We start from the raw sequence: 19,755 nt of genomic DNA, 5'->3' as shown, positions 1-19,755 counted from the left end.
GATCGTAACCTCTAGATCAGCAAGAAAAGATAACGATCACCTATCGTCGCTAATGGAGGGCATGGTGCGGGAATCCCGGCCGGTGTCATAGTGTGATCTTCACCCAAAACGGGAAAGGTTTCGAACTATTTCAGGGGGCCCCAATGAGGCGAGCCATCCAAGTCACGGGCGCTGTAACCGCGTTGTGCGGAGCGGCCACCGCCATGCTCATCAGCGTCACAACGCCAGACACCGCCGAACACCCCGCTCTCACCGCCGCGTTCGTAGCGTTGATCCTGGTGGGAGCACTCCTGGGACTCCTCGCCCTGCCATACGGCCTGCCGGAACCCCAGACACTCTCAGAGGCGTACCGACAGGGCCGAAACGACGCTCGCGCCGAGGCCCAGGGAATGCAACGTTCCAGCTAGCCGGAAGCGCTCACGCCTCCCGTCTCGTGCCACTCCTCCAGGTCGAACTGGCCGGCCACGAAGCCCTCGCGGAAGCACAACCACTCCAACGGAGTGAAGGACAACACCAGCCCCGCCCCTTCCGGCTTCGTATCCCCCACCTCGACACGGTCACCGTTACGTCGCACCATGACGCAGCCGTCAGCGGTGTCCGACCACGAACTCTTCTGCCACTCCTGGGACAGCAACTACAGCTCCTTGAGGATCTCCGAGACGAAGACGGCGGACTGCTCGGGAGTCAACGCCAAGGCCGCGAGACGCTCGAAGCAGCGCTCGTACTCACGGACGGTGTCGATCTTATCGGCCACCCGTTCATCCGGCGGCGTCTCGAAGTACACGTAGTTCGCCCCACCAGGCAAGGACAGCAGAACGAAGGGGCCGCTCAGCCCCGGGTGAGCACCCACTGAATCCTCAAGCACTTGGATGACCACGTTGGGCCAGGAGGCCATGACGACCAGCCTCTCGAGCTGCTCGAACATGGTGTCTCGGGTGCCGATCCTGCGGCGCAATGCCTGCTCACCGATAACCCCATGCAATTCGACTGGAAGATCACAGCCGAGAAGTTCACGCTGCCTGGCGAGACGTGCCTTGAGCTGGAGCTCTACTAGGCGAGGCGAAGAGCCGTGCTGGCCCGCAGTGAAGATCTCCCGCGCGTAGTCCGCCGTCTGGAGCAGACCCGGAACCAGCAGAGGTTGCCAGGAGCGTTCAATCGTGGCTTCGGTCTCAAGCGCAACGTACTCCCCTACTACGGCTGCGTACTCCTTCCACCAGGGCTTCAGGCGGGCTTGGCGGGCAAGCTCCTCGCATGTCGCCCGCGTGTCGGAGTTCACCTCGTACACGTCCAGCAGATCGGCCAGGTCACCGGGAGTTGGCAGGCTCTCCCCTGTCTCGACTCTGGAAAGCTTGGTGCGGCTCCATGCCCGTCCGAGCTGTCGGAGCTGGGTGATCGCGTCGCTCAACGTCTGGTCTCGATCGGACCTCAGGTCGCGAAGGATCTGAGCGAGGTGGCGCTGGCGCAGTGGAGGGCTGATGCGCTGCATCTTGGGATTGTCCATGCTGGCGAGAGGGGGTTGTGCAATTCTTGCACATCTTCATGCGAACGTGACGAAAGCCATCTATCAGTCATTAAGGGCATGGCCGGACAATCTCCCGCGAGGGAGCGTAACGGACAAAAGACTGCGCCCATGTCGTGAAGGTTGGGCTAACTGGCGTTGAGCACATTATTCAGCCCAGTGCGCGTTGCCGCCAGCGACACGCACAGTGACCACAGAACGGATATCACTGGTATAGCCGTCGAACCTTACGGGCTCATCTCCTCGCACCGGTGAGTGATTTCCATACGTCCCGTGCCCTCGCATGCGACCCTCTGCCGGTCTCCTCGTAGCGGGTGTCGTTCCAGCGCAGGACGAGGTACTGGCCGCCTTCGTGGCAGAACTCGTAGGTGCCTCCGGAGGAGGTTTCGAGCACTCGCGTTGTCGGCGTCCGCGGGACATGCGGTTCCCATCTGGTCATGGCAAGTCGCTTTCGGTGGGCGCGGCGCCGGCCTCTCGCCTGGGGCAGCTCGCCGCCGCGCCCGCTCGCAGCCCGGCCCCCACGGATTCGGGAAGTTCCGGGTGTTGAAGCCCCGACCCGCCAACTGCGGCACCGGCAGCAACAGGTCGGGGAGATCTAGGTGTGCGGTGGTCATAACTGCGCCTTGGCGAGTAGTCGGCCGACCCGCGCGCAGTCCTGGGGAGACACCGCCCCGTGTCCCTGTATGAACAGCAGAGGTTGAGCTTGGGCCCACGGTTGCCACATCCGCCGGAACGCCTCAACGTCGGCAACCCCGAGCGCGGCCACGATCGCAGGGATTGACGCACCTTGGAGCAGCGCCCTGGTCGCCGATGCCATCGCGTAGGCGTGGGTGGTCTGGTTCATCGCCGACACCCACGCCACCTCGGCCAGGCGGAATCTCGCGTCCCGCTCCCCGTGCATGCCAAGCAACCCGCGCCAGCGCTGAACCTGCTCAGCGAGGGTGTAGTCCATCGCTTCCCGGCAGGTCAGCATCATTCTCGGGTCAAAACCAGTGTCGTTAGAGATCTCGCTCATGCGTCTATCACAACGGTGAGTAACGATGCGCGAACAGATGCCGATGGGGGACACTGAGGGACACGAGCGTGTCCCCTCCTTGCTGACGAGGTGCTGCGGCATGAGCGATGCGGGCGAACTCCCGGCCTGGGCCGAGACCATCCGCGACGAAAGGCGCACAGCGGGCTGGTCGCAGAAACAGCTGGCTGCGGAGCTGTACAAGGCGGCGCGTAGTTGTTCCGTTGTGCTATCTGAGTTCGATTCCGTGGTTCGGCGGATCAAGTCTCACGAGGCCGGAACGAACAGGCCCAAAGACCCGTATCCGCTCCTGTACTGCCGCGTGTTCGGCATCGACGAGGTCACCCTGTTCCAGGGTCCGACCCGATCCGCGGCACCCGCGGTAGATGATCTCATCGAGCACGCCTCGTGGGTCGAGCGGACCAACGTGGGTGACTCCACCATCGCCATGCTCGATGAGACCCGCTACCACCTCGGGGAGAGGCACACGCAGATACCGCCCGCCCAGATGCTCGCCAGCGTGCTCCGCTACCACCGCCAGATTCACGCTCTTCTGCGCGGTGGCAAACAGCGGCTACGGCAGACCCGCGAGTTGTTCCGCATCGACGCCGACCTTCTCGCGCATGCTTGCATCCTCATGGGCGACCTCTACGACGACGAATCGGCCGCGGTCTACGGAGAAGCTGCGCGGCTGTGTGCTGAGGAAGCCGACGCGAGCCCGGCCGCGGCGCTCAGCGCCCAAGCAAAGACGGAGCGCTGGCGCCACCGATATGCGATCTCGGCCGATGCGGCTCGTCGCGGGTTCGATTGCAGTCCGGCCACTCCGCTGCGCGTTCTCCTGGCGTGCCAGGAGGCGAACGCGGCGAGCCTGCTGGGGGACTTCGTGCGCGCGCAGGCGGCGCTCCTTCGTGCGGACGACGCTGCGCAGGTAGTCAGTGACGACTCCGGAGTGACGCCCTGGTCGTGTCCCGCTCCGCGCCGGTCGCTGTACGCCCTATCCGTGGCTTTGCAGGCCAGGGAGGCGAGAGCGGCCTTGACCGCGGCGGACGCGGCGGAGAGCGCATGGGCCGATGGAGCTCCACGGGTTGTCGCCTCGTGGGCTCAGGTGCGGTTCGGCGCCGGGATCGCTTACGTGATGATGAACGACGTCGAAGCGGCGGCCGAGCACATCGCTCCTGCCCTGCTCTTGCCGCCCGAACATCGGTTGGCCACGATCACCAGCTATCTGGTCCGCATGGACTCGCGCCTGCAAGCGCCTCAGTTTCGCGGCTCCGATACGGTGTCCACGTTGCGCGAGCAGATCAGCGCGTTCACCTCGGCTCGCGCTCTTCTTCCAGCGGCGGAGGACGCGTGAGCCCCTTACCTGAGCAGATGGCCAACCGTTGGGAGCTTCGCCGGCCCCTGATGCTGCCGCCCGGCCAGGGTTTGCTCTACTGGCACGTGTTGCTGGGCGAAGAACCGGAGGCGGTGGCCATCGTGGAGGAAGCCCAAGCTCGCCTCGGCGGGCTTTCTGGGCTTGACCTGGTACCACTCAGCCATATCCATCTGACGGTGCTGATCGCTGGCTACTCTCACGAGACCACCAGCACACAGGCAGCCGAAATGGCTCAGGCCGCCGGGCACCAGCTGGCCGACGTCGGCCCCATTTCGGTGACGTTGGGTCGCGTGCTGTACCACCCTGAGGCGGTCGCCTTGGAAGCACAGCCGGCCGAACGGCTCACGCCGCTGCTGGAAGCGGCCAAGACGGCTACCCGAACGGTCACCGGGCAGGAAGGACGGCTCGCTCACGACCTTTGGACGCCCCATGTCACTGTCGCCTACAGCAGCGCCGACGGCCCGGCCGCACCCATCATCAACGCGCTCGGCAAGCGGCTTCCCGACCGAGATGTGACCATCCGCAGCCTCAGCCTCGTGGCCCAAGACGGACCTGAGACGACTTGGGCGTGGCAACCCTTGACAGAGGCGCGTCTTGACTCTCTGTGATCGACGGTATCCGTTCAAGGGTTGATCGCCGGAGGAATCGGGCATCGTGCATGTCGCACACCTTCGCGGGCGGACTTCTCCCAGCTCAGATACCCTGTCGCATCTACCCCATAATGCGAACATATGCTCTAATGTGTGGACTAGCCGCGCACTTGGAGGCCCCCTATGCCGTTCCTGGACTACGCCGACGCCGTCCTCGCTGCCGTGGCGGCAGGCGGATGGATCTTGGCCGGCGTGGTCACCTGGCGGCATCGCCGGAATGAGGCCAGCCGCAGGCAGGCATACGAACTGGGCATACTCCACGCGCAGGAGATGGCAGCAGAAGACTTCCGTGCCATACCGCGCAGATGAATACGGCCCCCGGCGAATCGCCGGGGGCCGGTGCGGATGTGATGACATTCAACGCCCGCAAGCTCGAATCTAACGACTGATGCCGCCGTCCACAATCTGCCGAATCTCGTAGATCGTCAGACCTACCGCAGCCGGGTCGGCCGCCTTCGTCATGTCTACGATGTCCTGCCGCTTCACCAGCGGCCGACTCGTCGACGGCTCCACGCGGGGCGGCTGGCAGGCCGCGATGATGGCCTCCTCCATGCTGGCCCGAGCCTGGTAGAAGGCCCCGATCGCCGCCGACAGCTTGTCGGCCGCTTCCTGCTGCTGTTCGGCCACCGTCGGCAAGTTCTGTTCTCTGGCCCGCCGGTCTTCGGCTTCCCAGCGGTAGGCGGTGGCAATCGGAACGTCCAGCTCAGCCGCGGCCTCCGGCACGCTCTTGCCCTCACGGAGGCGTACGGCCAGGGCTTCCCGCGGAGAGACCTCTATCATGATCGTCATGATATTGCCTTTCCCTTGAGAATCTCGCTGACGTGGTCGTTGTAGTACGCCAGACTCCACAAGCCCCCGCATCCGCCCACCGTGGCGTCACACTCGATCCACTCCTCCCCGGCCGTGCGGATCAGCGCGCGAAGATCACACCCAGGACACGGGCCGACCAGCTCCTGCACATGCACTGTCCACGGAGCCAGTCCGTGGGCGGCCCTGCGCAGGGCACCGATCTCCTCCATGAAGTCGACGATCCACTCTCTGCTCGCGGCCCACTCGACGTGACGAGCGAGGAAAGCCGCCAGCTCCGCAACGCCGGCAGTGGCCGGGTAGACCAGGCCGCGATGCTCACAGATGAGCCACGTCCAGTTCTTCAGCGTGCTGGGTATCGACGGCGGACCCACCTGATCGTCGTCATCGCCGCGATAGGCCACAGCTCCATCATTGATCATGCACAGCACATCAAGGCGGGCTGGCACAGGCGCTTCGACGCGCCCGCCGGAAACTCTGTCCCCGCCGCTCGTTCCAGGCATCACGTGCTCGCCGAGCCAACGGTGCAGCGCGGGCGCCGCGCCGAGATCACGGCGCAGCCGGTTCGAGCACGGCAAGCAGATCAGCAGCCCATCTGCGGCCTGGCGAGGATCGCCGTCTCCGCCGCAGGTGGGCGCTACGCACAGGGTGGTTTGGGTCAAGGGGCTCCCTCCAGTCATGGGCGAGGTCTTATCGCAAGCGAAACAGCTTGCGATAAGACCCCGCCATTGTGGCTGGTCACCCCAGCCGCAGCGCCATGACGAGATAGCGGTAGACCGGCTGCTCGGAATCCTCGGTCACCATAACGGGCTTGGCCGATCCGTTCATACCGAGACGCGCCCTTGGCGTGTCCACGCCGGTGAGCCCGTCCAGCAAGAAAGTCGGCAGGAACCCCACCGTGACCGGCGGCCCCGACACCTCCGCCTCGACCGTCTCCGCCGCTCGGCCAAGGCCGCCGCCACCGGCTTCAACGAGCACCTGGCCGTCGCTGAACGACAGACGCACGGCCGTACTCTTCTCCGCCACCAGCCCGATGCGCTTCACCGCCGCGATGAGCGGGGCAACATCGACCTGAACCCACGTCGAGTAGTCCAGGTTGAGCCGGGCGCGGTAGTCGATGTAGTCCTCCCCCATCAGCCGGATCGTGGTCAGGCGCCCGCCCCCGGCGATCGACACCAGCTTGTCGTTCCAGCCGATCTCCACCTGGCCCGCGCCGTACCCCTTCACGGTGCCCTCCAGCTCCGCGGCCGGCACCATCATGAACGCCGGACGAATCGCCTTCTTGGCCTGTGGTGGAATCGCGGTCCACGCGAAGGTGCGGCTCGCGATCCGGTAGCGGTCGGTGGCGGCAGCCCACGCGTTTTCACCCTCGATGTCGAAGCGGACGACGCACAACATCGGGATGGTGGTGTCCCTCGACGCCGCTGAGGTGACCTGGCCGGACACCTGCTGGAGCAACGCGCCGTCGATGACCGCGCTCGGACGCGGCGGCGCGGGCAGCTTCGGATAGTCCTCGACCGGCATGGTCAGGAGCCCGAACTCGGCCGTGCCGCAGCGCACGACCAGCTCCGCCCCGGACAGCGACAACTCCACCGGCTTGCTCGGCAAGCTCTTGCACACCTCGACGAGCAACCGCGCGGGCAACAAGGCCCGCCCCGGCTCCGCCACCTGCGCGCCGATGTCGCACTGCGCGGACACGTCATAGTCGTAGGCCGACAGCCGCAGCTTGTCGCCCTCCGCCTCCAGCAGCATGCCCGACAGGACTGGCGAGACAGGCCGGGATGAGACGGCCCGGCCGGTCCAGGCGACAGCGTCCCGCAGGAGCACCAGGTCGAGCGTCACCTTCATGATGTCGACATCTCCTTCCTCCTCTTCCGGGGCTTCTTCGGCTCCGGCTCGTCTGGCTCGCCGAACAACTCCGCGGCCATGGACGGGTCATAGCGCCGCACACACTCCTCGCACGAGGAGAAGCCTCCGGGCGAGGAGGCAGCGCGGAGATTCAGCCAGCCGCTCCCTTCGACCAGCGACAAGCCTTCGGCGATCCAGTGGCAGTCGGCGTAGGCGTGACCGACGGAGCCCTCGGGGTACCACGGCCTGACCCAGTCGTTGTACTGGGCCCAGCTTGGGCCAGCCAGCGTTTCGGCTTGCGGTTGTGCCGTCACGCCTGAGGCCCGTCGCTCTCGACGGCCAGGGCAACTGGCAGGTCCAGCGCCCATACGTAGACCTGCTGTCCCGGCAGCGGTCTACGGAGGTACTCCATGGCCATCGACAGGCAGCCGAGCATGATGTGTTCGCCCACCCTGTAGTCCACCCTCACCACGTGCGTGACCGGGATGGCCTCATCACAGTGTTCGCACAGAATCGGCAGGCTCGCCTCGCTCATGATCGGTCCTTCCTCGCGCGGCGCTTGACGAGCCGGAAGCCCGCTCGTGCCACAGTGAAGCTCGCGACGAACGAGCGAGTGTCATCCCAGCCGCCGCTGTCGGGTTCCTCGACCAGTTCGGCGTCGTACTGCACCCCGCAGTACGGGCACATGATCGCGGCTAGTTCCTCAACATCGGCTTCGAGCTCCACCAGTCGACCGCAGCACGGCACTGCCGCCACATGCCGAAGACCGACGAGGTGCTCCACCTCCCGGAAGATCGTCCTACCGGCTAGCAGGTCCGCAGGGCGAACCGTCTCACTCCACTGGATTGGCGGGAGCGCCGGTGCCTGCTCTGGCGGTTGGTCGCGCTTGACGATGTCCAGGTCAGCGCGGAGCAGGGCCATGTCGATCTGGTCAGCCAGCAGCATCGCACGGACCGCGTCCATCCCCTCCCCTGCCGTTGCCAGGACAGCGGCGATCACCTCGACGGGGAGACTGAGGTTTGGCATGACCCGGGCGCCGCTCCCTTCCAGCGCGGTTCGAGCGGCGCCGACAATGCGTCGTATCAGATCGGCGATCTGGACGTGGTTGCCGCCTACCACGAACTCGTCGCAGTTGTACGGCGCGGCCAGCACCAGGACGTGACTGACGTCTGGAGGCGGCGCACCGTCGAACAGGTCCTTCCGCTGGTCGGCGCGCAGCAGCGCGACGGTGACTCGATCCGCGTCCGCCGTCATCGTGTGGGTCCCCATCAGGGCGCCTTGGGACTGGTGATGGCGTCGAAGGTGTCGCGGGCCATCCGCGCGTCGTCGAGCGCGGTGTGGGCGTCGTACCGATGGAGATCCACGAAGGCGTCATATAGCTCCCGCGGCTTCCACTCGACACCTGGTGTGATCGTCGAGGGGTCGCCGCTGCGTGCTTGCAGGTAGCCGAGAGCGACAGAGCGGATGTCGATCAGATGGGAGTTCGCGGTCCAGCAGTGCCCGTATTGGTCGAGAAACTTGCGGCCGAATCGGTGGTCGGAGCTCGGGTTGCTGCCGACAACGGTGGCCCCTGCGAGATGAAAAGCAAGCTGGGTGGCCACCGTTGGGGCTGAGACCCAGTCGAGCACCTCGCCTGGGTTCAGGCTCGGGCAGAGGTCGCTCTTCGACTCGATACGCGCAGGAGCGAGCTCGGCCGCGTGGCCCACCTCGCCTCGGCTAACCCGGCACCGTTGGTAGTAGCCGCTCACGTTGAGCGAGACAGGGTCTGCGCCCGACATATCCGGCTTGATCTGCCACCAGAATTCGGTGTCGTCTTGGCCAGGTTCACGGAGGATGAGGCCGATCTCCCACAGGTGGCCAGCCCGATCATCGAGGGAGGTGGTTTTCACGTCGAAGAAGACGAGCTTGGTCATGAAGTGCCTCTCAGGTCAGGCATGGACGGCCGGCCGGCCGGATGCTCGGTGCAGCAGCTTCCTGCCTCGCGCAGCAGCGAGTCGCCGGGATCGTCGGCGAACCGGGTCTTGCAGGCACAGCACGTATAGATCCACCCGGCCTGCGGGTGACCGTCGAGATCGACGGCGATGGTATGGCAGGCAGGGCATCGGTGCGGTTTGTCGTTGTTCCACTCCATGACCGGTTCCGGCAGTCGCGTCCATTCCTTGCCGGGGTTGGCCCGGTGCCATTGACGGTGGTGCGCAGCGGCCTCTTCGGCTGCGACCTTCACGACCTGCCGCGGCGACACGAAGATGCAGACGCCGGTCCGGCAGATCGCGACGTGCCAGCGGTTGGAGAACGGCTCCACTTTGACGACGAGACGAGGCATCACGCACCGCCGCCGAGGGTTGCGAGCGCTTCCTTGAGCTTGGTCAGGCGGCCCGGCCCGAACCCGGTGTAGCGGAGCATCTCGTCGTCGCAGTGATCGGCGAGATCGCCCAGCGTGCGTATGCCCACCCTGTCCAGTGGGTTCGCGATGTGCCAGGTCACGCTGGGCAGCTGTCTGATGGGGTGCGAGGCGGGGAGGCCGGTGGCCGCGACCAGTTCGGCGAGGGTACTCATGATGCTCCGTTGATCGTGAGTGGCAGGGTGGTCCCGCAGCAGACCACCGTGTGGTCGCCGCGGATCTTGGGGGCGTGGCTGTTGTGGCCGAACTCGGCAGCCAGGTCGCCGAGCAGGTCGGCGTCGGCCTGGAGCTGGGCCCAGTCGACGCGAATCTCGTCAGGGGGCGGCCAGTGGATGCCCGCGCAGGAATCGCACGGGCATCCGGCCGGGTGCGCCGTCACAGCGGTTCCCACGCTCCGGTGTCGGGGTTGAGGTAGCGGATCTCGGCCGATCCGGTGTCGGCGGCGGCCCAGTCTTTCGGCGCGAACCAGAGCGCTCCGCCCTCCTCTCCCGGCGGGACCACGAGGGTTCCCTCGTAGTCGAGCCGCCCGTCGCCGTCGTAGATCCGGAACGGGGTGCCCTGGCCGGTCCGGAGCGCGGCGCGCACCCGGGCTCGTGCGGCGCGGCTCCCAGATCCGCGGAGGAAGAAGCGCCCGGCGTACTCGCCGCCGCAGTGGTCGACGGCGATGGCCCAGCCATACGGCTCACGCATCCGGTTGCCCCTCCTTCTGGTTCAGGTAGGAGCAGCACACGATGGTGCCGGTCAGGGACAGGCTCGGCTCATTCCAGGGCTTCACCTTGAGGACGAAGCCGTCTTGGTGGCGGCTGATCGTGACGTAGGCGGCGTGGGCCTCAGTGAGGTCCCAGGTGTAGAAGGGCGTGCCGTTGGTGAAGGCGAGCGCTACGGTGATGGGCTTGTCGATGTGGAGCGTCAGCCACTTGAGCGCGGCGAGTCCACCGGCCTCGTTGCGCAGGTCAAAGGTGACCTCGGGGCCGATGCGGTTCTCCAGCTCGGCGATGAGCGCCAGGGCGAAGGCGACGACCATCGCGTCCGGCACGTCGCTGGCGACGAGCATGTGTGCGCCGTCCGGGGAGGTGGGCGAGCTGGTGGCGTAGCCGAGCTCCCATCCGTTCGCTGTGGCCCAGAGCCAGATCTCGGTGTCCGCGGCGACAGCGATGAACACGCCGGTCCCGTCGGGTACGGCGGTCAGGCCGTGCCCGGTCAGGATGGCGCTGAGCTGGTCGGCGTCATACATCGGCGCGTCCCCCGATGCGCCTAATCTCGTCGCCCTGGTCGGGCAGCATGCCGAGTACGGCGCCGGAGTCCCAGCGGACGGCGACGCCGCCCATCGGGTCCACGCGGATGACGTTTCCACGATCGCCCGGCTGGAGCCGCGAGTAGGGGTCGGTCGTAGCGATGAACTCGACCCGGTCGCCGGGCACGAAGTCGGCGAGCTCCATCACGCGTCCTCCTGGCTGACGGTGATCGTGAAGCGGCGGGTGGGGTAGACGACGGTCACAATGTCGCCGCCGTTGTAGACGAGCTCATCGGGTGTGGGCAGCTTCTCTGAGTCGTCGGTGGCGATGAGCGCCTGGAGCAGGCCGTCGTGGATCTCGGTTGCGATGTCGTCGACAGTTGGCAGATACATGAGTGGGCCTCCGTTGCAGGGGTGCTGGCTCCGCCTTGCGGCGGAGCCAGCGGAAGATCAGGGGGTGGGAGCGGGCGCTTCGCGCAGGGTGATCTGGTACGGCGTGCTGCCGAACCGGATGTGTACGCCGTGATTGGTGACGAGGAAGGCGTAGAGGGCTCCGTAGCTGTCGCAGAGGTTCCACCAGACCGGCTCGAAGGGGCCGATCGGGTCGGAGCCGTGGCGGAACATGCGTGCGATCGGCCGCTCGCTCTCCCAGACCGGAACGGCCAGCTGCTCGCGGGAGTAGGCGGTGTAGGCGGCGAGCGTCATCAGCTCGATCCGGGTGTCGGTGCGGACCAGGAAGACCACAGGGTTGTGCTCGTCCAGCGGCAGGGCGTGGCGCTTCACCGAAGCGAGCCCTGCGCCGCGGTGGCGGATACGCGGTTACTGCCGCCGATGTCGGCCTGGGTCGCCGGCCGCGCGCCCGGCGCTGTAGCCGGAGGCGTTGGTCAGCGTCCGTTTCGGCGCCTTGCCGAGTTTCGGGTATCGCTTCTCGAAGGACGCCTGGACCGCCTGTTCGCGGCTGGCCAGGACCAGTTCTGTCGAGCGGCCCGTGGCCGACGCGGTGTCGGCGGGGCGCGGTTCGCTCGTCGCGGCGCGTTCGGCGTCCATCATGCGTTCGTAGACACGGGTATAGAAGCCGAGCATCCAGCCCTTCCTGAACCCAGTGGAGCTCTTGCCGCTGCTGTCGCGAGCGGTGCGTGCGCCCTTGCCCATCTGGAGCTGGAGGGAGGCGTTGAGCAATTTGACCTGCTCCAGGTCGGAGGCGTGGCCGACGATCGTCACCAGGTAGCCGTTAGGCATCTGCCTGTAGACGGGTCGGCACCGCTTGGCGCGGGCGATGTTGACGAGCAGGGCACGCCGGTCGACGCCGTAGGAGGTTCCGATGAGGACCTCGAAGGTGGTGACTTCGTCGGCGACTTGGCCGCTGTCGGCGAGATGGGCCATCTCGACGCCGTACTTGGCCATGAGCTTCAGGGCCGCCGCCATGTAGGTGTCGGCTTCGGCCTCGAAGTTGGTGGCCTGGGCCTTGGCGAGAAGGCCCTGGATGCGCTTGAGCATCTTGTCGGGCACGTCTGTCACGTGGACTCCGTTCGCAGGCTTGGTTCGGGTGAGGGCTGGCGATGGCTAGTCGCCAGCGTTTTCGCTTGCGTTCACCGTTCTGACCTGCCGGTTTACGCTTAGCGATCACTCAAAGTCTCTCAATTTCCATGCGTTTTTGCAACTCACACGAGAACACTCTGAGAGCTCCAGAGACAGCGACAGACGCAATCCGAAGGGGATGGGACCCGACAGGGAGTCAGGGACCGTCACGGACTCTCACAGACGCATACAGACCCCTTTCCCGATCCATCGTGCAAGCGCTTTCGCATGCTGAATTCGGCGTTGCGGTTTGCGCAAAAACCGGAAACGTGGGATCACTTAGGGGAGACGACTCCTGAGCCGGATGGAGAAGGCCACCCTCATGGCAAGGGCAAAGCCGCAAGAACAGCCCGACGAAGCAGCTCCGCGAGCCCTGTTCGTCGAGCCCGGCGACGATCACAGCACCCCGGGAGCCGAACAAGCGAAAGCGCCAGCGCGGACCGGCCGAAGCCGTGAGATGGAGACGACGCCCCGTCGTATCAAGCAGCCCACCGAACGTGTCCGTCTCGCCGTGCGGATCGAGCCAGCCGTCAACTCCCGCCTCAGCGCAGCCTGCGCCGTCACGGGCGGCGGCCCTCAGAAGGTCATCGAGGACGCCCTCAACCTCTACTTCGACGCCCTCGGCGTCCCCAAGGACCTGCCCCTGCCAAAGGGCGAGAGGGAACCGCGGGAGCGCACCCCGCGCAAACGCACCCACGGCACCGCACACCTCGACCTGGTCCCCATCGGCGTCCGTGTGCTGCCTCTGACGGACGCGAGGCTGACCTACGCCTGCGAGAACATGGTGATGGGCCCCCAGGACATGGTCGAGACGGCCCTGAACGCCTATTTCATGCGCATGAGGATTCCGCATCACATCTAAGTCCCGGCTTCGGAGATTGAGGTAAAGGCTTGTCGCAGCCCGATAGAGGCTCTGGGGTCTTCAATAGAATGTGAAAATTCTTCATCGAAGAGACATGGCAGCGTTCCAAACGCCTGCAGCGCCATGGTCTTTGCGTCTTCTTCGATAAGGCAATCCTGGCCTCATCACCCTATTCCTTGAGCTCGGCCTGATCGCCTGGTCAATCCTCAAGATAAAGGGCACCTCCACCCGCAGCACGATCAGCAGTGCTTCGGTAGAGACTGCACACTCTCAACATTGGCCTCTCCACTCCCATGCGGGGCATTCGCATCGACATCCTCCATTGTCTTGGCGACCAGAATTGGTTGGAGTTGATTGATTGGCTCTCGCGCTCTGACTCCGATCAACCTTCGTGGTGTACAGATAAGGCCATAAGCACCTCGCCTACCAGGCCTTACCGCACTTATCCATAGAAGGGGCGGAGACTTGAACGTCAAGAAGATCGGCATCACGTTAGGCGCAGCCGCATGCCTGGCCATCTCCGGAACGCCGGTTCCCAGTTCAGCGACATCTGTATCGGCTAACACCCCACAAGCGGCTTCTCTCCGGCAGAAGCCGAATGCCGCAACAGCGGCCAACCCAACTCAACGCTGCCAGGCTGCACCTGGGCAATACAGGACGGGATGCATGATGCAATTTCCGGACTTTCCCGGAGGAACCATCGCCATCGACATCGACGCGGACGGGAATGGGCCAGCTCACTGGCAACTTCGACGAAGGTGGGGATACCAAGTGGTCTGCGAAATCGACTTCCAGCTTGAGGCTCCGGCTCAGTCCTGGGTGTGCAATGGCATGCCCGCAGACAACTACACACTCCATGCCTTCTCCTGGCATCCCCCGTCAGGCGTGACCTGGTTCGAGCTCGGCGCTCGATGGTGATCTGCTGTCACCGCGCGACCCTCGTAACCAGCTGAGCGGCGACGCAGCGGAGCCGTTGTTGTTGGCGCGCAAAAGAGCGGGTGCGAGCGTGCCCTACGCTCGCACCCGAGCGGTGCTAGCTGTCGGCGGCCCGGCGGCCGTTAATGTTCACCAGTTCCTTGAAGTCCGAACCGGGCCGGAACTTGGGCGCCCAGCTCTCCGCGACCTCGACCTCGGCCCCGGTAGAGGGGTTGCGAGCGGCGCGGGCAGGCTTGTGGACCTGCTCGAACGAGCCGAACCCGGTGATGCTCACCTTCTCGCCAGTGGCCACGGTGTTGGTGATCACATCCAGCACGGCGTTGACCGCCTCGGCCGCAGAGCTCTTGGTCAGTCCGGCTTCCGCGGCCACGGCCTCGACCAACTCACGCTTGTTCATGATCGATCTCCTGTTTCCCTTTGTAGTGCGGACATTCTTACCGCCAGCGTTTCCGCTGGCGGCCTAGTCGGCCGGTCCATCCGGCGCGACAACTCCAGGACGTGAACCCGGCGACGGGACAGCCGCGCCATGGGCGCATCGATCCCTCCGCCGAGCTCCAACCGCCTCACGTCAGCCTGTGCGGCGTCGGCGAGGGCCCTGGAGAAGCCATCGGGGCTGTCAGAAAACGGCAGCTCAGGACTCCCCCCATGAAGGATGATCTTGTGGGCGAGGACGCTGCCGTAGGTGGCGATGTAGTCGGCGCGGAAGCGGCGACGCAGCGACGGCGACCACTTCGGGTCGTGCTCGGTGTCCGGCAACGCCCGGAGGTGGACGTTGTAGATCTTTACTGCGGCCTTCGACGCCTCGTCGATCTCCGCGAGCAGGTCAGGCAGCCTCAGCGCGACCTGCTCGGCCAGGCCGCCGAGTCCGCCGAAACGCAGCAGGTAGCCGCCCCACCGATCGCGCGGCGAGTCTCCCGGGCCGTACGTCGGCAAGATGCAGCCGTACGCCTTCACGATCGACACCATCGCCAGGTAGCGGGCCTTGCCGTACCCGCCGGTCTCCGGGATGGCGAGACTGCGCCACTCGTACCACTCTTGCGCGCGTTCCTGCCGCAACCTGCGGCGCAGCGCCTCGGCCCGCTCGTCGGCGGCGGCACGTTCGTGCTCCGTCGTACCGCGCCGCGCCAGATCTTCCCAGGCGGCGAGCCGTGCGGCGAGCTTCGCGATCGGGTGCACGTTCGCCTCAGCCGGGGATGACGACGAGGAGAGCTCTGACCAGAGTCCCCGACGCCTTGAACGTCTCCGCCGGCAGCTGCTCGATCCGACCGGCGCGGGCCTCTACCATGCCGCGGAAGGCGACGGCAGCGGTTCTCGTACCATGCGCCACTCCCGCGCTCATGACGGCGACCAAGGTCCCGCCCGGCTTGACGAACCTGAGCGCGTGGTTGACGTGCGCGATGTCCTTACCGGATCGGAACGGCGGGTTCATGATCACGGCGTCGTAGCCATCCGGGCGGAGCTCTTCAAGTCCGGGGTCGACGGTGAGGAAGTCCGCGGCCAGGACCGCCCGAGCAAGACCGGCGTCGGCGAGCTGTCCCGCCATGCCCGGGTGGAACTCCACGCAGTCCACCAGCCCGCCGCACGCCGCAGCCGCTCGCGCGATGTTGCCCGTACCCGCCGAAGGTTCCAGCACCGTGACCCCTGCCCGAACTCCGGCCTGGGCCGCAAGCCGGACGGCGAGTTCCGGAGGGGTGACGAACACATCCAAGTGCGCCGACGCCGTGGTGTTCACCGCGGCGACCTTCGACTTGAGGGCGGCCATCGCCTCCTGGTCCACGATCGGGGCGACCGCCACCTTCTCCCGCTTCGCCACTGGCCGGCTGCTGGTGGCTGCGACGACCGGCCCATCGTCGGCGTGCGGACACTCCACCTTCAGCACGTCGGTGAACGGCACCTTCGGCTGCCAGTGGTCGCGGAAGTCCAGCCGCACGGTCACCGTGTTGACCCTCATGGCCAGCCCGTTGTAGCCCCACGCCCAGACCCGGTCGCCGACGTGCACATTGTGCTTGCCGTACTCGACGAGCACGCCTTCCTCGACGGCGGCGGCGACCTGCTGCTTGTCGTAGGCGAGCTGGTCCTCCAGCTGTGCCTTGCGGGCGAGCAGCTGCTCGCGCTGCTGGCCGGTGACGGGCTGGTGGGTCTCGATGTAGTACGGATCGCCCTTGTAATCCCGGAACACCCGCTCGTATCCGTCCAGGCTCCGCTGGATGCCGCGCAGTTCGGTCTCCGCCTTCTTGATGCGGCGGGCGGTCACCCTGGGCCTGGCGGAGTGGGCGGCAGCTGAGCCGACTGCGTTCGCACGGCGTGCCGTCTCGTGCGCGAGGTCGCTCTCCTGCGCCCCGGTCTGCATTGCCCGGTCGATCTTCTCCCGATCCTTACGGGCTCGCCGCTCGGAGTGGTGCCCGATGAGGATCGGCTGGCCCATCGGGATGCCGTCCGCGATCTCGTGGGCCCTGCCGTACGCGGAGGCGGCCCGGCCAGCGTGACGCTCTGCTTTGTTCTCCAACGCGTGGCGACGGTCCTCCAGCCGGTCGGCCTGATCGGCGAGCACCGTCGCCCGGTCGCGGTGCTCGTCGTCGATCTCGACTGCCACCTCGAATCCGGCCTCGCGCAGCTTCTCCGCGCCTCGGTTGATCTTCCAGCGGTCGGCGACCCGGTCGCGGGAGTGCCGGATGCCGATGGCGCGGATGGACGGGAAGTAGTGGAACCCGATCGGCTTGAGGATCTCCCAGGCTCCGTCGCCCTTCCTCGTGCCCTCGACCAGCGTGCCGTCGACGTGGGTGTGCCTGATCGTGATCACAGGTCGGCCTCGTCTTCCCCCGCCGCGACGATCTCCTCGGCGAGCGTCAGCGCGGCGCCGGGGTCGACCACAGGGCCGGAGCGCAGCGCGAACACTTCGCATGTGGCGGGGCACTCAGTGGTGGTGTCGTCGGCGCTGGCCGGGGTAGTGCCGCAGAACAGGCAGGTCTCGATCGGGCGGGTCTGGCGCACGTCGAACGTGCCGCCCTTGACGAACCAGCGCACCTTGGGCGGGATCGTGATCTCGCCCTTCTCGCGGGCCTTCTTGTCCTCCTCGCTGTCTTCGTTCTTGCGGCCTGCGCGGCGGAAGGTGACCATGCCTTTCTCGCCGCTCTTGACGCAGCGGCCCTGGGCGAGCCAGTAGCTGAAGCTGCCGCAGTGGGAGATGGGCCTGCGCTGCGCGGCGAGCAGCATCACGTTCTTCGCCGAGTAGCCTTCGGCACTCTCGTCGGCGGGGTCGTTCTTGACGCCGATGCTGGCCGCCATCGCGCAGAACAGGTCCAGCTCGCCCGGGTCAGCGATAAGCAGCTCTGCGTAGCTTTCCAGCAGAGCGTTGGCCACCGCCTTCTTCTCGGCAGCCTTGTTCTTCATGTCGTCGGTGACGCGTCGGCGCTGACGCCGGGCCTTGGTTCTTGGTGCCATGTTCGGGTGAGGTCCTATCGATAGCGGTTTCGCTTGCGGGTTTGCGCGGGCGGCCCGTGGCTGTCGAGCCGCCCGCATTCGGTCAAGGCGTGGGAAGCGGGGGCGTCTCGGAAGACGCCGCGGCGGTCCGGTTGTCGAGGAGCTCGGGGTCGAAGCTGGGGTACCGCTCCGCATCGGCCCAGCACAGGCCATAGCGCCAGCCGTCGGCGGTGATGGCCACCTCGGCGGGGTCGGCGCAGCCGGGGGCCGCGCACGGCCAGTTGGACTCCAGCGGCCGGATGAGGTTCGACCAGACGACGGCGGTCATACGGTGATCCCAGTCAGCTTCTTCAGCGCGGCGATGGCGTCCAGCCATCTGTCTGCCTTCGCGAAGTCGATGGCATGGTTTTCGCAGGGCAGGTCAGAGATCCCGGATTCCCTGACCGTGCGGTTGCAGTCGGCGCAGAATCCCACCTCGTGATACTCGGCGGCGGCCTGCTCTAGGCCGTACAGGATGTCCAGCACCAGGCCCTCAGTGAGGACGACAGGGATGGACCGGTCGGGGTTGAAGGTGGGCACTTCAGTCATGATGTTCTCCACCTAGATCAGGTGTTGTTGATGGCGGTTTCGCTTGCGGGTTTGGTGTACTCGTCCACCCAGGCCAGGCCGCCCCGGTCGAGGACGAACTGGGCGCGAGTAACCGTGACGTAGGCGAGCATCGCGTCGGCCGCGCTGACCTTTCCCGGCTTGTCGTCGGCCGTACGCTTCGGCTCCGGGAAGTCGTCAGCGATCCGCACGCGGTGCCACTCCCGGCCCTTGCTCTTGTGCGCGGTGGACAACACCACGTCGGCGCGGTCCTCCGCAGCCAGGCCCTCGATGAGCGAGATGATCTCGTCTGGCCCGAACTGGTCGATCAGCCGCACCATGGGGGCCAGGTCCGAGCCGGATTCCTCCTGCTCGACATAATCCTGAACCTGGCCCCAGGTCTGGAAGGCGAACAGCTCGGGGTGCGCGCACCCGGCCCCCGCCTTCAGCTGGATCGCGGCTTCAGCCAGCGACTTGATCTGACTTCCGCCTCCGACGATGGCCACCCGGCGATGTGCCTCCATCTGCTCGACCGCCTGTCGCAGGGTGGCCGCGTTGGTACGGCACAGGATCGCGTCCGGGTCAGGCAGCTCGTCGAGGCGGGAGTTGATCTGGTCGAACCCGGTCAGCCGAAGGGGGGCGTCGAGGAGGTCGAGCCACTTGTTGGCTTCTTCGGCAACCGCTTCGCCGAAGCGGAAACTCTGTGACAGCGTGAGGCGCACCCCGTCGAAGGAGGCCATGGCGTTCACGCTGCCGCGCCAACCGTAGATCGACTGGGCAGAGTCCCCCACGATGATCTTCTGGGCGTTCCGCTGCCCCTCCACGATGGAGATGACCGGCGGGTTGGAGTCCTGCGCCTCGTCCAGGAGCACGTAGTCGTAGGGCAGTCGCGGCTCGGACAGCGACCAGATCTTCAGGTAGGCGTCATGGGAGAACGGGAGCCGCCCGTCCGTCCGGCGAATATCGGCCCACGCTGCTGCCGCGAGCGGCGGCACCACCGTCCGGAGGACGGCCATCGTGTCGTAGTCGTCCAAGCCGGTGAGGCGAGGCACAGGCTGGTTGGTGATCTCGGTGTATCCGGACTGGCAGAAGCGGGCGACCGTCACCATGACGACGCGGGCCAGCATCTGCGGCGAGATCAGCAGATCGTTGACGCGGATCGGCTCATTGATCTTCAGCGCCTTGGCGATGTCGAAGGCTCGCATTCGAGGAGCCTTGAGACGACGGGCGTACAGGCGGCCCACCGCGCCGAAGGCCAGGGAGTGAGCGGTCTTGCACGTGACGTCCGGCGGGAACGACTTGGCCGCGTCAGCCTGGATGCTCTTGTTGTAGGCCAGGTACAGGCCCTTCCTGCCGCGGGTGGTAGCGGCGCACATCTTCAGAGTGGAGCTCTTTCCCGCTCCGGCGCCGGCCTCGATCACGAGGTTCTTGCCGGTGAGGTAGGCGTCGATGACGGACTGCTGCTCGATGGTGGGGGTGGGGGCCATGGCCATCTCCTTCGGGTGGGGCCGCCCCGGCCTGTAGCGCC

The 19,755-nt window shown here is 66.2% G+C and carries 31 protein-coding genes; 5 read left to right on the top strand and 26 right to left on the bottom strand.

Annotated elements, in window-relative coordinates; all coding sequences use genetic code 11:
- Positions 1–403 precede the first annotated feature (403 nt).
- The 3 genes from HNR40_RS33645 to HNR40_RS33635 all read right to left on the bottom strand — a co-directional run bounded on the left by HNR40_RS33645 (position 404) and on the right by HNR40_RS33635 (position 2,534).
- Positions 404–634, bottom strand: a complete 231-nt coding sequence (locus HNR40_RS33645) for a DUF397 domain-containing protein (protein WP_221341164.1) — start codon at positions 632–634, stop codon at positions 404–406.
- Positions 635–1,486 (bottom strand): helix-turn-helix domain-containing protein, encoded by an 852-nt coding sequence (locus HNR40_RS33640; protein ID WP_184968561.1) that lies wholly within the window; start codon positions 1,484–1,486, stop codon positions 635–637.
- A 643-nt stretch (positions 1,487–2,129) separates the two neighbouring features.
- Positions 2,130–2,534 (bottom strand): hypothetical protein, encoded by a 405-nt coding sequence (locus HNR40_RS33635; RefSeq protein WP_184968559.1) that lies wholly within the window; start codon positions 2,532–2,534, stop codon positions 2,130–2,132.
- Positions 2,535–2,634: 100 nt separating this feature from the next.
- On the opposite strand from HNR40_RS33635, the gene HNR40_RS33630 reads away from it, so the two are divergent.
- From HNR40_RS33630 to HNR40_RS33620, 3 genes are all read left to right on the top strand, one after another.
- Entirely contained in the window at positions 2,635–3,885 is a 1,251-nt protein-coding gene (locus HNR40_RS33630) for a helix-turn-helix domain-containing protein (protein WP_184968557.1), read from the top strand.
- Positions 3,882–4,514 (top strand): 2'-5' RNA ligase family protein, encoded by a 633-nt coding sequence (locus HNR40_RS33625; RefSeq protein ID WP_221341163.1) that lies wholly within the window; start codon positions 3,882–3,884, stop codon positions 4,512–4,514. The genes HNR40_RS33630 and HNR40_RS33625 overlap by 4 nt, the downstream gene beginning before the upstream one ends.
- Before the next feature lie 165 nt (positions 4,515–4,679).
- Positions 4,680–4,865, top strand: coding sequence for a hypothetical protein (locus HNR40_RS33620; RefSeq protein WP_184968553.1), 186 nt, complete (start codon positions 4,680–4,682; stop codon positions 4,863–4,865).
- 69 nt (positions 4,866–4,934) lie between these two features.
- Here HNR40_RS33620 and HNR40_RS33615 read toward each other — a convergent pair whose 3' ends face one another.
- The 16 genes from HNR40_RS33615 to HNR40_RS33540 all read right to left on the bottom strand — a co-directional run bounded on the left by HNR40_RS33615 (position 4,935) and on the right by HNR40_RS33540 (position 12,364).
- Positions 4,935–5,345 (bottom strand): hypothetical protein, encoded by a 411-nt coding sequence (locus tag HNR40_RS33615; RefSeq protein WP_184968551.1) that lies wholly within the window; start codon positions 5,343–5,345, stop codon positions 4,935–4,937.
- The gene (locus tag HNR40_RS33610) at positions 5,342–6,025 is read right to left on the bottom strand and encodes a hypothetical protein (protein ID WP_184968549.1); all 684 of its coding nucleotides are present in this window, start codon (positions 6,023–6,025) and stop codon (positions 5,342–5,344) included. Before HNR40_RS33610 ends, HNR40_RS33615 begins: the two co-directional genes overlap by 4 nt.
- 76 nt (positions 6,026–6,101) lie before the next feature.
- The gene (gene dnaN / locus HNR40_RS33605) at positions 6,102–7,211 is read right to left on the bottom strand and encodes a DNA polymerase III subunit beta (RefSeq protein WP_184968547.1); all 1,110 of its coding nucleotides are present in this window, start codon (positions 7,209–7,211) and stop codon (positions 6,102–6,104) included.
- On the bottom strand, positions 7,208–7,525 hold the full coding sequence (locus tag HNR40_RS33600) for a hypothetical protein (RefSeq protein ID WP_184968545.1): 318 nt from the start codon (positions 7,523–7,525) through the stop codon (positions 7,208–7,210). The genes dnaN and HNR40_RS33600 overlap by 4 nt, the downstream gene beginning before the upstream one ends.
- Positions 7,522–7,746 (bottom strand): hypothetical protein, encoded by a 225-nt coding sequence (locus HNR40_RS33595; protein WP_184968543.1) that lies wholly within the window; start codon positions 7,744–7,746, stop codon positions 7,522–7,524. Before HNR40_RS33595 ends, HNR40_RS33600 begins: the two co-directional genes overlap by 4 nt.
- The gene (locus tag HNR40_RS33590; RefSeq protein ID WP_184968541.1) at positions 7,743–8,465 is read right to left on the bottom strand and encodes a hypothetical protein; all 723 of its coding nucleotides are present in this window, start codon (positions 8,463–8,465) and stop codon (positions 7,743–7,745) included. The genes HNR40_RS33595 and HNR40_RS33590 overlap by 4 nt, the downstream gene beginning before the upstream one ends.
- Before the next feature lie 14 nt (positions 8,466–8,479).
- Complete coding sequence (locus HNR40_RS33585) at positions 8,480–9,124, bottom strand: 3'-5' exonuclease family protein (protein ID WP_184968540.1); 645 nt, start codon at positions 9,122–9,124, stop codon at positions 8,480–8,482.
- Positions 9,121–9,534, bottom strand: coding sequence for a hypothetical protein (locus HNR40_RS33580; RefSeq protein ID WP_184968538.1), 414 nt, complete (start codon positions 9,532–9,534; stop codon positions 9,121–9,123). The genes HNR40_RS33585 and HNR40_RS33580 overlap by 4 nt, the downstream gene beginning before the upstream one ends.
- Positions 9,534–9,767 carry a DNA-directed RNA polymerase subunit alpha C-terminal domain-containing protein gene (locus HNR40_RS33575; protein WP_184968536.1) on the bottom strand — a complete coding sequence of 78 codons (234 nt, stop codon included), beginning with the start codon at positions 9,765–9,767 and terminating at the stop codon, positions 9,534–9,536. The genes HNR40_RS33580 and HNR40_RS33575 overlap by 1 nt, the downstream gene beginning before the upstream one ends.
- Positions 9,764–9,991 carry a hypothetical protein gene (locus HNR40_RS33570; RefSeq protein WP_184968534.1) on the bottom strand — a complete coding sequence of 76 codons (228 nt, stop codon included), beginning with the start codon at positions 9,989–9,991 and terminating at the stop codon, positions 9,764–9,766. The genes HNR40_RS33575 and HNR40_RS33570 overlap by 4 nt, the downstream gene beginning before the upstream one ends.
- A complete protein-coding gene (locus tag HNR40_RS33565) occupies positions 9,988–10,302 on the bottom strand; it encodes a hypothetical protein (protein WP_184968532.1) in 315 nt (104 codons plus the stop codon). The genes HNR40_RS33570 and HNR40_RS33565 overlap by 4 nt, the downstream gene beginning before the upstream one ends.
- On the bottom strand, positions 10,295–10,846 hold the full coding sequence (locus HNR40_RS33560; protein ID WP_184968530.1) for a hypothetical protein: 552 nt from the start codon (positions 10,844–10,846) through the stop codon (positions 10,295–10,297). Before HNR40_RS33560 ends, HNR40_RS33565 begins: the two co-directional genes overlap by 8 nt.
- Positions 10,839–11,051: a DUF4314 domain-containing protein gene (locus HNR40_RS33555; protein WP_184968960.1), complete on the bottom strand. Its 213-nt coding sequence runs from the start codon at positions 11,049–11,051 to the stop codon at positions 10,839–10,841. Before HNR40_RS33555 ends, HNR40_RS33560 begins: the two co-directional genes overlap by 8 nt.
- Positions 11,051–11,239 carry a hypothetical protein gene (locus HNR40_RS33550; RefSeq protein WP_184968529.1) on the bottom strand — a complete coding sequence of 63 codons (189 nt, stop codon included), beginning with the start codon at positions 11,237–11,239 and terminating at the stop codon, positions 11,051–11,053. The genes HNR40_RS33555 and HNR40_RS33550 overlap by 1 nt, the downstream gene beginning before the upstream one ends.
- A gap of 57 nt (positions 11,240–11,296) precedes the next feature.
- Positions 11,297–11,629: a hypothetical protein gene (locus HNR40_RS33545; protein ID WP_184968527.1), complete on the bottom strand. Its 333-nt coding sequence runs from the start codon at positions 11,627–11,629 to the stop codon at positions 11,297–11,299.
- 36 nt (positions 11,630–11,665) lie between these two features.
- Positions 11,666–12,364 (bottom strand): DUF2786 domain-containing protein, encoded by a 699-nt coding sequence (locus tag HNR40_RS33540; protein ID WP_184968525.1) that lies wholly within the window; start codon positions 12,362–12,364, stop codon positions 11,666–11,668.
- A gap of 364 nt (positions 12,365–12,728) precedes the next feature.
- Between HNR40_RS33540 and HNR40_RS33535 the strand changes: the two genes are divergently transcribed.
- Together HNR40_RS33535 and HNR40_RS33530 are read left to right on the top strand one after the other, a co-directional pair.
- The gene (locus tag HNR40_RS33535; protein WP_184968523.1) at positions 12,729–13,286 is read left to right on the top strand and encodes a hypothetical protein; all 558 of its coding nucleotides are present in this window, start codon (positions 12,729–12,731) and stop codon (positions 13,284–13,286) included.
- Between the two features lie 465 nt (positions 13,287–13,751).
- Positions 13,752–14,204 (top strand): hypothetical protein, encoded by a 453-nt coding sequence (locus HNR40_RS33530; protein ID WP_184968521.1) that lies wholly within the window; start codon positions 13,752–13,754, stop codon positions 14,202–14,204.
- Positions 14,205–14,319: 115 nt separating this feature from the next.
- On the opposite strand, the gene HNR40_RS33525 is transcribed toward HNR40_RS33530, so the two are convergent.
- The 7 genes from HNR40_RS33525 to HNR40_RS33495 all read right to left on the bottom strand — a co-directional run bounded on the left by HNR40_RS33525 (position 14,320) and on the right by HNR40_RS33495 (position 19,714).
- Positions 14,320–14,619: an HU family DNA-binding protein gene (locus HNR40_RS33525; RefSeq protein WP_184968519.1), complete on the bottom strand. Its 300-nt coding sequence runs from the start codon at positions 14,617–14,619 to the stop codon at positions 14,320–14,322.
- Positions 14,616–15,398 carry a hypothetical protein gene (locus HNR40_RS33520; RefSeq protein ID WP_184968517.1) on the bottom strand — a complete coding sequence of 261 codons (783 nt, stop codon included), beginning with the start codon at positions 15,396–15,398 and terminating at the stop codon, positions 14,616–14,618. The genes HNR40_RS33525 and HNR40_RS33520 overlap by 4 nt, the downstream gene beginning before the upstream one ends.
- A 7-nt stretch (positions 15,399–15,405) precedes the next feature.
- On the bottom strand, positions 15,406–17,022 hold the full coding sequence (locus HNR40_RS33515) for a DUF3560 domain-containing protein (RefSeq protein ID WP_184968515.1): 1,617 nt from the start codon (positions 17,020–17,022) through the stop codon (positions 15,406–15,408).
- Complete coding sequence (locus HNR40_RS33510) at positions 17,019–17,612, bottom strand: ArdC family protein (protein ID WP_184968513.1); 594 nt, start codon at positions 17,610–17,612, stop codon at positions 17,019–17,021. Before HNR40_RS33510 ends, HNR40_RS33515 begins: the two co-directional genes overlap by 4 nt.
- Positions 17,613–17,745: 133 nt before the next feature.
- Positions 17,746–17,970: a hypothetical protein gene (locus HNR40_RS33505; protein WP_184968511.1), complete on the bottom strand. Its 225-nt coding sequence runs from the start codon at positions 17,968–17,970 to the stop codon at positions 17,746–17,748.
- Positions 17,967–18,230 carry a hypothetical protein gene (locus HNR40_RS33500; RefSeq protein WP_184968509.1) on the bottom strand — a complete coding sequence of 88 codons (264 nt, stop codon included), beginning with the start codon at positions 18,228–18,230 and terminating at the stop codon, positions 17,967–17,969. The genes HNR40_RS33505 and HNR40_RS33500 overlap by 4 nt, the downstream gene beginning before the upstream one ends.
- Before the next feature lie 17 nt (positions 18,231–18,247).
- Complete coding sequence (locus tag HNR40_RS33495) at positions 18,248–19,714, bottom strand: UvrD-helicase domain-containing protein (RefSeq protein WP_184968507.1); 1,467 nt, start codon at positions 19,712–19,714, stop codon at positions 18,248–18,250.
- Positions 19,715–19,755: the final 41 nt, after the last annotated feature.

It is taken from the genome of Nonomuraea endophytica (genome assembly GCF_014203235.1).
Taxonomy (GTDB): Bacteria; Actinomycetota; Actinomycetes; order Streptosporangiales; family Streptosporangiaceae; genus Nonomuraea; species Nonomuraea endophytica.
Note: the sequence above shows the minus strand (reverse complement) of the source record. Positions and strands in the feature narration are given on the sequence as shown.